The organism is Ralstonia sp. NFACC01, from assembly GCF_900115545.1.
GTDB classification, from domain to species: Bacteria; Pseudomonadota; Gammaproteobacteria; order Burkholderiales; family Burkholderiaceae; genus Ralstonia; species Ralstonia mojiangensis.
In genome coordinates, this window is the sequence record NZ_FOWV01000001.1 from 336,783 (window position 1) to 350,862 (window position 14,080).

Annotated in this window: 15 protein-coding genes; 6 read left to right on the forward strand and 9 right to left on the reverse strand. The window is 63.8% G+C overall.

Annotated features, from left to right (window positions below):
• Positions 1–44: 44 nt before the first annotated feature.
• Genes BM136_RS01595 through BM136_RS01615 form a run of 5 tightly spaced genes read left to right on the forward strand, consistent with a single transcriptional unit; the run spans position 45 to position 4,106 of the window.
• Positions 45–1,325 (forward strand): DUF2339 domain-containing protein, encoded by a 1,281-nt coding sequence (locus BM136_RS01595; RefSeq protein ID WP_092969701.1) that lies wholly within the window; start codon positions 45–47, stop codon positions 1,323–1,325.
• Positions 1,326–1,370: 45 nt separating this feature from the next.
• Positions 1,371–2,387, forward strand: coding sequence for a ubiquinone anaerobic biosynthesis protein UbiU (locus tag BM136_RS01600; RefSeq protein ID WP_092969703.1), 1,017 nt, complete (start codon positions 1,371–1,373; stop codon positions 2,385–2,387).
• A gap of 11 nt (positions 2,388–2,398) precedes the next feature.
• Positions 2,399–3,283 carry a U32 family peptidase gene (locus BM136_RS01605; protein WP_092969705.1) on the forward strand — a complete coding sequence of 295 codons (885 nt, stop codon included), beginning with the start codon at positions 2,399–2,401 and terminating at the stop codon, positions 3,281–3,283.
• Complete coding sequence (locus tag BM136_RS01610) at positions 3,280–3,705, forward strand: ubiquinone anaerobic biosynthesis accessory factor UbiT (protein ID WP_092969707.1); 426 nt, start codon at positions 3,280–3,282, stop codon at positions 3,703–3,705. Before BM136_RS01605 ends, BM136_RS01610 begins: the two co-directional genes overlap by 4 nt.
• A gap of 11 nt (positions 3,706–3,716) precedes the next feature.
• A complete protein-coding gene (locus BM136_RS01615; protein WP_092969709.1) occupies positions 3,717–4,106 on the forward strand; it encodes a putative zinc-binding protein in 390 nt (129 codons plus the stop codon).
• A gap of 20 nt (positions 4,107–4,126) precedes the next feature.
• Here the strand turns inward: BM136_RS01615 and BM136_RS01620 are convergent, their stop codons facing one another.
• From BM136_RS01620 to BM136_RS01635, 5 genes are all read right to left on the reverse strand, one after another.
• Entirely contained in the window at positions 4,127–4,804 is a 678-nt protein-coding gene (locus tag BM136_RS01620) for a Crp/Fnr family transcriptional regulator (protein WP_092969711.1), read from the reverse strand.
• A 4-nt stretch (positions 4,805–4,808) separates the two neighbouring features.
• On the reverse strand, positions 4,809–5,522 hold the full coding sequence (locus BM136_RS01625; RefSeq protein WP_092969713.1) for an anaerobic ribonucleoside-triphosphate reductase activating protein: 714 nt from the start codon (positions 5,520–5,522) through the stop codon (positions 4,809–4,811).
• Entirely contained in the window at positions 5,485–5,661 is a 177-nt protein-coding gene (gene nrdD / locus BM136_RS25065; protein ID WP_139219326.1) for an anaerobic ribonucleoside-triphosphate reductase, read from the reverse strand. Before nrdD ends, BM136_RS01625 begins: the two co-directional genes overlap by 38 nt.
• Positions 5,658–7,721 carry a ribonucleoside triphosphate reductase gene (locus BM136_RS01630; protein ID WP_092969714.1) on the reverse strand — a complete coding sequence of 688 codons (2,064 nt, stop codon included), beginning with the start codon at positions 7,719–7,721 and terminating at the stop codon, positions 5,658–5,660. Before BM136_RS01630 ends, nrdD begins: the two co-directional genes overlap by 4 nt.
• Before the next feature lie 136 nt (positions 7,722–7,857).
• Positions 7,858–8,199, reverse strand: a complete 342-nt coding sequence (locus BM136_RS01635; RefSeq protein ID WP_092969716.1) for a DHCW motif cupin fold protein — start codon at positions 8,197–8,199, stop codon at positions 7,858–7,860.
• Between the two features lie 369 nt (positions 8,200–8,568).
• On the opposite strand from BM136_RS01635, the gene BM136_RS01640 reads away from it, so the two are divergent.
• Positions 8,569–9,846, forward strand: a complete 1,278-nt coding sequence (locus BM136_RS01640) for a dicarboxylate/amino acid:cation symporter (RefSeq protein WP_092969718.1) — start codon at positions 8,569–8,571, stop codon at positions 9,844–9,846.
• A gap of 58 nt (positions 9,847–9,904) precedes the next feature.
• Here the strand turns inward: BM136_RS01640 and murI are convergent, their stop codons facing one another.
• The 4 genes from murI to BM136_RS01660 all read right to left on the reverse strand — a co-directional run bounded on the left by murI (position 9,905) and on the right by BM136_RS01660 (position 14,053).
• Positions 9,905–10,753, reverse strand: a complete 849-nt coding sequence (gene murI, locus BM136_RS01645) for a glutamate racemase (protein WP_092969720.1) — start codon at positions 10,751–10,753, stop codon at positions 9,905–9,907.
• A gap of 14 nt (positions 10,754–10,767) precedes the next feature.
• Positions 10,768–12,291 (reverse strand): fumarate hydratase, encoded by a 1,524-nt coding sequence (locus BM136_RS01650; RefSeq protein WP_004634356.1) that lies wholly within the window; start codon positions 12,289–12,291, stop codon positions 10,768–10,770.
• 175 nt (positions 12,292–12,466) lie between these two features.
• Entirely contained in the window at positions 12,467–13,006 is a 540-nt protein-coding gene (locus BM136_RS01655) for a TIGR00645 family protein (protein ID WP_092969722.1), read from the reverse strand.
• A gap of 87 nt (positions 13,007–13,093) precedes the next feature.
• A complete protein-coding gene (locus BM136_RS01660) occupies positions 13,094–14,053 on the reverse strand; it encodes a DMT family transporter (RefSeq protein WP_092969724.1) in 960 nt (319 codons plus the stop codon).
• Positions 14,054–14,080 lie beyond the last annotated feature (27 nt).

The window sequence follows — 14,080 nt, forward strand, 5'->3', positions numbered from 1 at the left end:
GGCTGCGCTAACGTGGTCGGCTGGATAGATATCCGGTCGGCCCGATGTCAACTACACCCACGCTTTTCTACGAACGCATGCCGCCCGCCGGCGTGGTGTTCGGCTGCCTGCTGCCGGTGCCGTGGATAGGCGCCGCGGCGGGTCTTCTATTAGCGCTGGGGCCATCCGCGGGTTTGCCTGACCGATTCGCGCCGCTGTCGCTCGCGCTGGTTCATGCCTTGGCCGTGGGCGTGCTTTTGCCGGCGATGCTCGGTGCGCTATTTCAATTGCTTCCCGTGGTGGCCGGCGTGCCTGTGCGTGGCGCGAGATGGGTGTCGCCATGGGTGTCGCTCTCGTGCGTGGCAACGGCATCTGCACTGGCGACCGGTTTCCTGGGCGCAAATCATCGCGCGTTCGTGCTGGCTGCATGGATGGGGGCGCCGCTGCTGGCCGTGCCCGCCGCGTTGATCATTCTTGCCGGCATGCGCGTGGTGCAGACGCCTAGCACGCATGCGACGGTGCGAACACTGCGCTGCATCGGCTGGGCCGTGTTGGCAACGCTGGTGAGCGGCGCGACGCTTGCCACGGCCTTGGCCAGCGGATGGTTTGCGCTATCCCCCAGGCTGCTGGCTCTGCATGTCGGCTGGGGCCTCGGCGGCTGGCTGGCCACGTTGGTCGCGGGTGTGGCGTCGACAGTGTTGCCGATGTTCTGGCAGACGCGGCGTTTGCCGGAGCGCTGGCATCGGCTGATGCCGTGGTGGCTGTGGGCGCCGCTGATCATTGGCACTCTGTGGAGCGTCGGGCGCGGCGCGGTGCTTTGGCAGACATGGGGATGGCTCGCCCTGGCAACGCTGGCGATGGCGGGCATGCATGCACTGCGCAGCGCGCGTCGTCGGCACGATCCGGGCTGGCGGCTGTGGCTGGCCGCTTCCGTCGCCTGGCTGGTGGTTGCCGTGCTGGGTCTGACCACGTCTTGGCTGCCAGCAGACTGGCCCGTCGCGTGGGAGATGGGCGTGCTGGCCCTCGTGGGTGGCGGCGTGCTGCCTGTCAATGCGATGCTCGGCAAGATCATCCCGTTCATGATCTGGATGCATCTGCGTAGGCGGGTGCCGCGGCATGTGCGGCTGCCGGCTATGCAAACGTTGATCGGCGAGCGCCGACAGCATTGGCATGCCCGCCTGCTGCTGCTCGTGTTGCTGGCGTTGTTGCTGGTGCCGTTACAGCCTCAACGAATGGTGGTGATTGCTGGCGTGCTGTTCGCGTTGTCGCACGTGTGGCTGGGTGCGATGCTGTGCCGGGCGCTGCTGACGTTTCGCCGTGTCTCGCGAGCGTTTGCACCCGATTGACGGAACGCAAAACCACATTGGCGGACAAGTCGCAGACTGGCCGCCATGACACAGAACGTTTCCCCCATTGAACTGGTGGCGCCAGCAGGCAGCCTGGCCGCACTCAAGGCGGCCGTGGAGGCCGGGGCCGACACCGTCTACCTCGGCTTGAAGAATGCGACCAACGCGCGCAACTTCGCCGGCCTGAACTTTACCGAGAGTGACATCCGCGCTGGCGTTGAATATGCGCATCGGAAAGGTCGCCAGGTGCTGTTTGCCATCAACACGTTTCCGCAGCCCGGCCGCGCCATTGAGTGGCGCATGGCAATCGATGCTGCCTACATGCTGGGCGCCGATGCCGTCATCCTGGCCGACCCCGGCTTGATGGCCTATGCGCATGACCGCTATCCGAACCTTCGGCTGCATCTATCCGTGCAGGGTTCGGCCACGCATGCCGGCGCCATCGAGCTGATGCGCGAGCAGTTCGGCATTCACCGCGCTGTGCTCCCGCGCGTGCTGACCTTGACCGAAGTCGAACGCGTAATCCAGCAGACGTCGGTGCAGATCGAGGTGTTCGGCTTTGGCAGCCTGTGCGTGATGGCCGAAGGGCGTTGCCTGTTGTCGTCGTATGCCACGGGCGATTCGCCCAACAACAAGGGCGTGTGTTCACCCGCGCATGCGGTGCGCTGGGTGGAGCGCGACGGCAGCCTGGATGCCCGCCTGAACAACATCATGATCGATCAATACGCACCGGGTGAGCCGGCCGGGTATCCGACGCTGTGCAAGGGGCGCTTCCTAGTCGACGGCGAGATCGACCACGTGCTGGAAGAGCCCACGAGCCTCAATGCGCTCAGCTTGCTGCCCAGGCTGCTCGCCATGGGCGTGTCGGCAATCAAGATCGAGGGGCGCCAGCGCAGTCCGGCGTACGTTGCGCAGGTGGTGGCCACATTGCGCGACGCATTGGACACGGCAGAGGCGGATCCGGCGCGCTTCTCCGTCAAGCCCGACTGGCAGGCCGCACTCGTGCGTCACGCAGAAGGCGCGCATGTCACGCAAGGCGCGTTTGACCGGCCCTGGAAATAGAAAGGCACATCATGTCCTACGAAATTTCGCTTGGTCCGCTGCTGTATTACTGGCCGCGGCTACAGACGTTTGACTTCTACGCAGAAGTCGCCGCCAGCCCTGTCGACATCGTCTACGTGGGCGAGACGGTCTGCAGCCGCCGCCACGAATTGCGAGCGGACGACTGGCTCGATATCGCGGCCATGCTGCGCGAGGCCGGCAAGTCGGTGGTGCTGTCGACGCGCACGCTCATCGAAACGAGTGCCGAGGCGCAGGCGTTGCGCAAGCAATGTCAGCAGGACGACTGGATGGTCGAAGCCGGCGAGCTTGGCGCTGTGCGGTTGCTGAACGGCCGGCCATTCGTTGCAGGGCCGCATTGCAACGCGTATCACGGCGCGACACTGGCATGGCTGGCCGGGCTGGGTGCCGTGCGTGCGGTCATGCCGCTGGAGATGAGCCAGGCCACACTGGCCGATCTGATGCATGAGAAGCCTGCCGACTTGGCAATCGAAGCAATGGTGTGGGGACGCTTGCCGCTGGCATTTTCTGCACGCTGCTTTACGGCGCGGCACTTTCGCCTCAACAAGGACGACTGCGGCTTCCGCTGCATCGAGCATCCGGATGGCCTGGCCGTGCGCACGCGCGAAGGGCAGGAGTTTCTCGCCATCAATGGTATCCAGACGCAATCGGGGCAATGTCTCGACATTCTCGATCAGGCGCCCGCGCTGTCTGCGCTGGGCGTGAAGGTGCTGCGTGTCAGCCCGCAATCGCAAGGCACGCTGGACGCCGTGGCTGCACTGGATGCCCTGCGCTTAGGTCAGTCCGTGCAAGACGTGCAGCCGCCCGAGGGCATGGGACGCTGCAACGGCTATTGGCACGGCCAGTCAGGCATTGAATGGCTGGAGGCGCCGCAATGACGCGACTCCGCCCACCCGAAATGCTCGTCCGCATGGCGCGCAGCCTGCCGGTGCCGCTGACATCGTTCCCGTTTGTGCTGGGCCTCGATCTGGCCCGGCGCCTGTCTTGGCTGACGCCGCCCCCGGAACTGGAGGGGCGGCGCTTTGCCATCACCGTGGAAGACCTCGGCCTGCGCGCCTGCTTTTGCTGCCGCGGTGGAGCGTTCCACACGCTCTCCGTTTCAAGCCCCGAACCCGAACTGGAGTTGCGTGCCGGCGTGGGCGATTTCGTTGCGCTCATTCGCGGCACTGCCGACGCAGATACGCTGTTTTTCCAACGCCGCCTCAAGATTGCGGGCGACACGGAGCTTGGGCTGATCGTCAAGAACTGGCTCGATGCGGCTGCACGCCCGGCGTGGCTTGCACGCTGGCAATCGCGGTAGCGAGGGGTGCCATGTCATCACGTGCATTGCCGCTCGTCTATGCATGCTCGGGTTGTTCAAGCGTGGCGCAAGCGGCAAACCGCCTGGCCGTTGATCTGGACCGCGCAGGCAGGGCAGAGATGTCCTGCATCAGCGGTGTCGGCGGTGGGGTGCGCGCGCTCGTCAAGACAGCACGCAGCGGGCGGCCCATTCTCGCGCTCGACGGTTGCGCGCTGGCGTGTGTCAAGGCCTGCCTGGCAACGGCGGGCGTGGCGCCGGACATTCACCTCGTGCTCAATCAGTGCGGCGCCAAGAAGCGTTATCACGCCGATTGCAGCGACGATGAATTGACTGCCGCCGCCGCGCTGGTGGATGACGCCGTCAACACGCTCCGGCATCGCCTCGACACCGCAGGCGATTGATCCGCATTGGCTTCCTGCGTTTATCCTGCGATGAGCTGACGCTGCAACGCCGTGGTATTCGGGATGACAATTTCGCGGCCTTCCACGCGGATCAGTCCGTCGCGAATCAACTGACGCAGCGTGCGGGAAAGCGTGGCCGGTGCCAGCCCCAGCTTGGACGCGACCAGACTCTTGCTGCATGGAAATCGCGTGCGGTCAAACTTGCGCGGCAGCGAGAGCAGATACCCGATCAGCCGTTCATTGGCGCTTTGCAGGTTCACGGTTTCGATGTCGCACATCAACGTGTGCAGGCGCGCGGACAGCCCCGCGAGCATCTGCCGCGCAAGGCGCGGATGCACGTGCAGTGCATCGTCGATGGCGCGCTTGTCGATCCAGACCAGCAGGCTGTCTTCCATGGCTTGCGCATCTGCCGCGTAAGGGCGGTTCAGGAACATGAAGGGCTCGCCAAAACACTCGCCCGGGCCAAAGAATTCGATGACCTTGCATTGGCCGTGCGCACCGGGCAACACAAGCTTGATCGCGCCGACCACCACAACATAGAAGCCATCGGCGCGATCGCCACGATGAAACGCGAAGTCGTGCCGCAACACGCGCACTGCATGGCTGTCGCGCGTGAGCACAGCCATGTCATCGTCGTCGAAGTCCAGGAACAGCGGGCTGTGCTTGAGCAGATCGCCCACATTGAGGGGGTCTTGCATGGTGTCACCGGCAACAGAAAGAAGAAAAACAGGCGGCCAATGCGCGCTGGGTGCCCTTGCTGGGCAGCGTGATGGCAGGGGTTCCGGGGGCACTTCGGTAGGCTTGTAATGCGTAGTGTTTCACGCCGCGCTGGCTGAGGTTTTGCGCCAGCGCAAGAAGCTGCGGTTCGGGCAACCAGTCGGGGTGCCACGTGGTGCGGCACTCGAATGCGCCGCCGTTCTGCAGCAGAAGGTCCAGGGACGCATCGACCGGCGCGGCGCTGCCGCGGCGGCCCGTGAGTGCATCGTAGCGCGGTGCGCTGGTCTTGATGTCGAGCCCCACCCAGTCCATCAGCGGCAGTACGTCTGCCAGACGCGCCGGATAAATGCCGCCGGTGTGCATGCCAATCTTGTAGCCCAGGGCGCGCACGTCGCGCATCAGTTGCGGTAATTGCGGCTCACTCAGCGGTTCACCGCCGGAGAAGACAACCGCATCAAGCAGCCCTACGCGGCGCCGCAGAAACGCAAAGACGTCGTCCCAGTCCAGCGTGCGTGCTCGCGTTTGAAGGTGCGGGTTGTGGCAGTAATGACAGCGCCACGGGCAGCCGGCCACGAACACTACTGCCGCAAGCTGCCCCGGCCAGTCGACGCTGGAAAACGGTGCCAGGCCGCCGATGGCCGGCGGCGGGCAGTGCGGTGGCTCAGCGGGCGCGGTCTTCAACAAAGAAGCGGCGTTCACGGAATTCCCCTTGCTTGCCGATGTTGAACGAGCTGACGGGCCGGTGATAGCCCATCACGCGGGTCCAGACTTCGCAGCGCGTGCGCTGGGTGTCGTCGAGTGCAGCGGTGTGGTTGGTGGTGTGTGCAACGGTGTTCATACGGAGGCTCCTTCGTGATGGAGGTGGGTGGAAGAACCTGGAGTGCCCGCCGTTGTGCAGTTGCACTTGCCGCTAGGCTGCTGTGCCAGCAGTTCTGCATCGCATTTCGGACAGAACGCGTGATGGCCGGACAGGTAGCCGTGCTTCGGGCAGATTGAAAACGTCGGGGTGATGGTGATGTACGGCAGGCGGAAGTTCGCCAGCGCGCGCCGTACGAGTTCCTTGCACGCCTGCGGCGAGGAGATCGCTTCGTTCATGTACAGGTGCAGCACGGTGCCGCCCGTGTACTTGCTCTGCAGCGCTTCCTGGCGCGCCAGTGCTTCGAACGGGTCGTCGGTGTAGCCGACGGGCAGCTGGCTGGAGTTGGTGTAGTACGGCTGTTCTGTCGTACCGGCCTGCAGGATGTCTGGCCAGCGCTTGCTGTCTTCGCGGGCGAAGCGGTAGGTCGTGCCCTCTGCGGGTGTGGCTTCGAGGTTGTACAGATGGCCGGTCGCCTCCTGGAATTCGGTCATGCGCTGGCGCACGTGGTCGAGCAGGCGCACCGCCATGGCGTGACCGAATGGCGTGGTGATGTCGTCGGCATCGTGGGTGAAGTTGCGCACCATTTCGTTGATGCCGTTCACGCCGAGCGTGCTGAAGTGGTTGCGCAGCGTGCCCAGGTAGCGCCGCGTGTACGGATACAGCCCATGGTCGATCAGCCGCTGGACGAACTTGCGTTTGACCTCCAGTACGTCGCGGCCGAGAGCGAGCAGCGTATCAAGCCGCGCCAGCAGCGCCACCTCGTTGCCCGCGTAGAGATAACCCAATCGCGCACAGTTCACCGTCACCACCCCAATGGAGCCGGTCTGCTCAGCCGAGCCAAACAACCCGTTGCCGCGATTGAGCAGCTCGCGCAGGTCGAGCTGCAGGCGGCAGCACATCGAGCGCACCATGTGCGGCTCCAGATCGGAGTTGAGGAAGTTCTGGAAGTAAGGCAGCCCGTAGCGTGCCGTCATCTCGAACAGCAACGTGGTGTTGGGGTGCTCCCAATCGAAGTCCGGCGTGATGTTGTAGGTCGGAATCGGAAACGTGAACGCGCGGTCCTTTGCATCGCCCGCCATCATGACCTCGATGTACGCGCGGTTGATCATGTCCATCTCGGGCTGGAGATCGCCGTAGGTGAAGGGCATTTCTTCGCCGCCGATGTACGGAATCTGCTCACGCAGATCCGCCGGGCAAGTCCAGTCGAACGTGAGGTTGGTGAACGGCGTTTGCGTGCCCCAGCGGCTGGGCACGTTCAGGTTGTAGATCAGCTCCTGCATGGACTGCTTGACTGCCGCATACGACATCGCGTCGCGGCGGATGAACGGCGCCATGTACGTATCGAATGAGCTGAACGCCTGCGCGCCGGCCCATTCGTTTTGCAGCGTGCCGAGAAAGTTGACGATCTGCCCGATGGCCGCGGACATATGCCGCGGTGGCGTCGCTTCCACCTTGCCCGGCACGCCGTTGAAGCCTTCCGTCAGCAACTGCCGCAACGACCAGCCTGCGCAGTAGCCCGACAGCATGTCGAGATCGTGGATGTGGATGTCGCCCTCGCGGTGCGCGGTGCCCGCCTCGGGGCTGTAGACATGCGAGAGCCAGTAGTTGGCGGTGACCTTGCCCGCCACGTTCAAAATCAGGCCCCCGAGGCTGTACCCCTGATTGGCGTTGGCATTGACACGCCAGTCGCGCTGCTCGAGGTATTCGTCCATCGTGCTCTCGACATCGACCAGCGTGTGCTTGAGCGAACGCAGCCGGGCGTGCTGCTCTCGATAGACGATGTAGGCACGCGCGGTGCGCCAATAACCGGCGTCGACCAGCACCTCTTCCACGCAGTTCTGGATGATTTCGATACCGGGGCAGGGGAGCGGGGCGAGACGTTCGAGCACGCCCGTGGTCAGGCGCTGCGCTTCGGCGGTGTCGAATTCGCCAGTGGCCTGTCCGGCTGCCGCGATGGCTTGGCGGATATTTTGCGCGTCAAACGGGGCCAATGAACCGTCGCGCTTGGTGACTTGCCTGGTGACCTGTGTGCCCGTCATGAGGTACTCCATCTAGTGGTATGGAGTGAGACTAGCACTACATATTGTGGTCGATGAGCCCTAAAGACCTTGATTTTTAAATCGCTTGACCCCGGTCAACCGGGGCCATTTGCGACGCAGAAAGGTCGTGTCGCCGTCAGTCGACGATGAACAGCCGGGCGCCGTTCTTGGTGTACGACTGATGGGCTTCAGCGTTGTCGCCCACTTGGTAGCTCATGCCGGGCGTGAGGGTGAATTTGCGGCCGTCTTCCAGCGTGGTTTCCAGCTCGCCATCCAGACAGAACAGGATATGGCCCTTCTTACACCAATGGTCAGCCAGGTAGCCGGGCGTGTACTCGACCATGCGCACGCGGATGCGGTCCGGCTCGTCGCCAAAGTAACGGGTGCGCCAGATCGCCATGCCGGTCTCGCCGGTGTGTTCGGTAGGTTCAACGGCGGACCAGTCGGTCGTGCCAAAGGCGAAGGGCGCCATTTTCATCGCGGGACTCCGGTGGGTGACGTAAGCCCATGATGGTATCAGCGGCTTCGTGGCGCAGGCGTCGCATTCCATGTGCCCAAAAAGTCGCTTGTTAGTACGCCGCGACGGCATTGCGTGCGGCTCAATAATCCGCTTCTGACCGGCTGATTCCACTGCCCGTGCGGCATCGCAGCAAGGTGTCGACGGCATCATATCAATGTATGCAGAAATTGCATGGTGCCATGCAACATCGACATAACGATCGTCATGCGCTTCTCTAATATCGTCGCTTTTTACAAAGCGTGACGAACTTGGGCCGGCCCTTGGCCCCATGAGATCCGCGTCTGCCGCGCGCCGGCCCTCCGGCCACGGTATTCCTTGGAGAAAGTCTTGAACACCAAACGTCTGACCTCCCATATCGGGCTGGCAATGCTGCTGGGCATTGCCGTCGGGTGGGGCTGCCACGAATATGCCAAGGACGCCGCGGCGGCCAAGGACATCGCTTCGTACTTCAGCATCATCACCGACATCTTCCTGCGCATGATCAAGATGATCATCGCGCCGTTGGTGTTCTCGACGCTGGTGACGGGCCTGGCGAGCATGAGCGGCGGCCGCTCGGTCGGCCGCGTGGGCTTGCGCGCGATGATCTGGTTTGTATGTGCATCGGCCACGTCGTTGGCGCTGGGCATGCTGCTGGTCAACTTCTTCCAGCCGGGTGTGCACATGAACCTCGCGCTGCCGGATGTGTCGGCCACGTCGGGCCTGAAGACGGGTGATTTCACGCTCAAGGCTTTCATCACGCACGTGTTCCCGCGCAGCATCGTGGAGGCCATGGCCACCAACGAGATCCTGCAGATCCTGGTGTTCTCGCTGTTCTTCGGCGCGGCGCTGTCGACGATGAAGAACCCGATGGACAGCGTGATCGGCCGTGGCCTGGAAGAGTTGACCAAGCTGATGTTCCGCATTACCGACTACGTGATGCGCTTTGCGCCGCTGGGCGTATTTGCCGCCATGGCCGCTGCCATCACGGTGGAAGGCGTGGGCGTGCTGTGGACCTACGGCAAGCTGATCGGCGAGTTCTACCTGGGTCTGGCGCTGTTGTGGTCGATCCTGTTCTTCGTTGGCTACCTGCTGCTGGGCCGGTCGCTGGGCCGCCTGCTGGGGCTGATTCGTGAGCCGACGATGCTGGCGTTTGCCACGGCAAGCAGCGAATCCGCCTACCCGAAGACGATCGAGGCGCTGGACCGTTTTGGCGTGCCAAAGCGCATCTCCAGCTTCGTGCTGCCGCTGGGGTATTCGTTCAACCTCGATGGCTCGATGATGTACCAGGCGTTTGCGGTGCTGTTCATCGCACAGGCTTACAACATCGAGATGAGCTTCACCCAACAGGTCACCCTGCTGCTGGTGCTGATGCTAACAAGCAAGGGGATGGCCGGCGTGGCGCGTGCCTCGCTGGTGGTGGTGGCGGCCACGCTGCCGATGTTCCACCTGCCGGAAGCGGGTCTGCTGCTGATTATCGGCATCGACCAGTTCTTCGACATGGGCCGCACGGCCACCAACGTGATCGGCAACAGCCTGGCCACCGCCGTGGTGGCGAAGTATGAGCCGGCAGAAGAGGAAGCGGCGGAAGAGGCCGCAGAACCCGCAGTGCAGCCGACCGTCGGCTGACCTTAGGCCAAGATGACAGCGCCGCCTTTCAGGGCGGCGTTGTTGTATCTGAGCGGCGTTATTCCGGTTGAGAAGCGAGCGAGGTCGTGGCCGGGCTCAGCGGCGTATCGCCAATATCGACGCGCTGTGCCATCGGCGCCTCTCCCAACAATGCAGCCACCATGGCTTGCAGCGGAAGCACGTCGCCGGTGCTCATGAAGCGTGGCGACGCGGCTTGGCCTGATGCCTGCAATCCCGCTGCTGCCAGTGTGCGGCCCAGATGGCGCGCGACGGCGTGACCGGTGTCGATCAATGTCAGCCGGTCGCCCGCAATCTCGCGGATGGCGTCTTCCAGGAACGGGTAGTGCGTGCAGCCGAGCACCAACGTGTCGGCATGCGCGTCCAGCATCGGCTGCAGATAGGCCTGCAGCAGCTCAAGCACCGCAGGCGAGTGGGTATCGCCGCGCTCGATCAGGGGGACGAGGCCGTAGCCGGGTTGGCTCAGCACCTTGCAATCGCCGGAGGCCGCCGCCAGCAGGCGTGCAAATTTCTCGCTGCGCAGCGTGCTTTCGGTGGCGAGCACGCCAACCACACGGCTCTTCGACGTGGCAACCGCTGGCTTTACACCCGGCTCGACGCCAATCACCGGCACCGCGAGTTTTTCGCGCAGCACGTGCACGGCCTGCGCCGTGGCGGTATTGCACGCGATCACCAGTGCCTTGCAGCCTTGATTGACCAGCCATTCGCACACTTGCAGCGTGCGCTCGGCAATGTATTCGGGAGATTTTTCCCCGTACGGGGCATGGCGGGAATCCGCCAGGTAGAGAAGCGATTCGGCCGGCAGTTCGGCACGAATCGCGCGCAGGACGGAGAGCCCTCCGAGGCCGGAATCAAAGACCCCGACCGGTGCCTGCGCGCGTGTCGTCATATCGCGTGAACGGATCAGCCTGCTGCGACGGGAATCTTGCCGATCTTCGCTTGCCATTCCGCCGGGCCGGTCTTGTGGACCGATGTGCCCGAGCTGTCCACGGCCACGGTGACCGGCATGTCTTTCACGTCGAATTCGTAGATGGCTTCCATGCCCAGGTCTTCGAACGCCAGCACCTTCGAGCCGCGAATGGCCTTCGACACCAGGTACGCCGCGCCGCCCACGGCCATCAGGTAAGCGGACTTGTGCTTCTTGATGGACTCGATGGCGACCGGGCCGCGCTCGGCCTTGCCCACCATGGCGATCAGGCCCGTCTGGGCGAGCATCGTCTCGGTGAACTTGTCCATGCGCGTGGCCGTGGTCGGGCCTGCCGGGCCGACAACCTCATCGCGCACCGGGTCGACCGGGCCGACGTAGTAGATCACGCGGTTGGTGAAGTCGATGGGCAGCTTTTCGCCCTTGGCGAGCATGTCGGCGATGCGCTTGTGTGCGGCATCGCGGCCGGTCAGCATCTTGCCGTTGAGCAGCAGCGTTTGGCCCGGTTTCCACGAAGCAACTTCTTCCGGCGTAAGCGTATTCAGGTCGACGCGCTTCGACGTTTCCGTATTCGGTGCCCACTCGACCTTCGGCCATTGCGACAGGTCCGGCGCTTCCAGCTTGGCAACGCCGCTGCCGTCCAGCGTGAAGTGCGCGTGACGCGTTGCGGCGCAGTTCGGGATCATGGCGACCGGCAGGTTGGCCGCGTGCGTCGGGTAGTCCAGGATCTTCACGTCGAGCACGGTGGCCAAGCCGCCCAGGCCTTGCGCGCCAATGCCCAGCGCGTTGACCTTCTCGTACAGCTCGATGCGCAGTTCTTCTGCGCGGTTGCTCGGGCCGCGGGCGATCAGGTCTTGAATGTCGATCGGCTCCATCAGGGCTTCCTTGGCCAGCAGCATGGCCTTTTCAGCCGTGCCGCCGATGCCGATGCCCAGCATGCCCGGCGGGCACCAGCCGGCGCCCATGGTCGGCACGGTCTTGAGCACCCAGTCGACGATCGAGTCCGACGGATTCAGCATCACGAACTTCGACTTGGCTTCGGAGCCACCGCCCTTGGCTGCGACGATCACGTCCACTGTGTCGCCCGGCACGATCGACATGTTGATCACAGCCGGGGTGTTGTCCTTCGTGTTGGTGCGCTTGCCGGCCGGGTCGGCCAGCACGCTTGCACGCAGCTTGTTGTCGACGTCGTTGTACGCGCGGCGCACGCCTTCGTTGACCATGTCTTCGAGGCTCATCGTGGCGCCGTCCCAGCGCACGTTCATGCCGACCTTCAGGAAGACGGTGACGATGCCGGTGTCCTGGCAGATCGGACGCTTGCCTTCAGCGCACATGCGGCTGTTGGTCAGGATCTGCGCGATGGCATCCTTGGCGGCCGGGCTCTGCTCCTGCTCATAGGCGCGGCCCAGAGCAGTGATGTAGTCCATCGGGTGGTAGTAGCTGATGTACTGCAGGGCGTCGGCGACGCTCTGGATGAGGTCTTCTTGACGAATGACGGTCATGGTGGGGACCAACGTGTAGGAATGAGAAACCGGGGATGCGGCAGGGCAGTGATCTGCACTGCGCACCGGCAGCGGGCGCTGCCGGTTCAGAATAGCCTGCGATCATACACCCAATGTCGGCCACGGATTGTCCGACCGGTTTCATCGGACTCGCCGCGCCGACAGGGGCACGGCGTCAATGTGCGTCGGCAGCCCCGCCGTGCGGATGCGCATGCGAAACGATGCGGTCTACCCACGCCATCACCAGTGCAGAAACCAGGAACGCCACGTGGATGACAACCTGCCACAGGATCGTGTGCGTGTCTTTCTGCGCCGCGTCGATGAACGTCTTGAGCAGGTGGATCGACGAGATGCTGATCAGCGCCATCGACAGCTTCACCTTCAGCACGCCCGCGTTGACATGATCCAGCCATTCGGGCTCATCTTCATGGCCCTCAATGCCGAGCTTGGACACGAAGATGTCGTACCCGCCGATGATCACCATGATCAGCAGGTTGGAGATCATCACCACGTCAATCAGGCCCAGCACGGCCAGCATGATCTTGGTTTCGTCCAGGTCGCCCAGGTGCGAAACCAGGTGCCACACCTCGACGACGAAGAGGTACACATACGCTGCCTGGGCGATGATCAGCCCCAGGTAAAGCGGCAGTTGCAGCCAGCGGGAAAAGAAAATCAGGCGCGGAATCGGGCGCAGCGGAGCGATGGGCGACTTCATGGGAAACGGGGCCGGGTGAAAAACGCGTGATTGTAGCGTCCCAAGTTTGCCGAACCGCTGACTGGAAGACGGCTGCCGCCCCTTGCGCTATTCGCGGTCCAGTGACGGATCGAGCGGGTCCAGCGGGTCCGCCACACGCGAGCGGCGCGCCGGATAGCGTGGCCGTGCAGGCCAGCTTGCAATGAGGATGCCCGCCACCACGCAAACCAGCGCAATGCCATGCGGCCAGCCCGGCGTCTCGCCCAGAGCGACGATGCCGTAGGTGGCTGCCGCAATCGGCAGCACCGAGGTGAACACGCCCGCCAGATGCGCCGGCACGTGCCGGATGCCTTTCATCCACAGCCAGAACGAGAAGATGCTGGCCGACAGCGCATACCAGAGCACAAGGCCCCAAATAGGCAACGGCACGCTCGACACATTGAAGCTGAGCAGCGGCATCAGCCCCAGGGGCAGCATCAGCAGGCCGCCGATCAGGTGCGTGTACGCGCAGATCTCGATGGCGGGCAACGTTTGCGTCAGGCGCCGCGACAGAATGACGTAGATCGACTCGCATAACACCGCGCCCATCACCAGCGCATTGCCCAGCAGCGCCTGTCCCGAATCGGCAGGCGCCGCGCCCGAAGACTCGCCTCCGCGATAGGCGTTGAGAATGGCGACACCCGCCACTGCGAGCGCCACCGACACCAGCGTGCGCCCCGACGGTTTCTCGCGCAGCACGAGCCATGACAGCAGCGCCACCGCGGCCGGGATCGTGCTGGTAATGATGCCGGCGGCCAGCGCCGAGGTCAGCCGCACGCCGTTGAGCATCAGCAGCGTGAATCCGAAGGTACCGAAGAACGCTTGGAGGAAGAGGTTGGTCCACTCGCTGCGCGTCACGCGGCGCATGCGCGACGGCTTGTACCACGGCGCCATGCAGACGATGGCAATCAGAAAACGCAGCAGTGCAAACAACATCACCGGCATGACGGCGACGATTGACTTGCCGAAACCGACGTTGCTGCCGACCAATGCCATGGCAGCAATCAGGAAAAGGGCGTGGATGGGCACGATGAGGAATCAGTGGAAACCGGCACG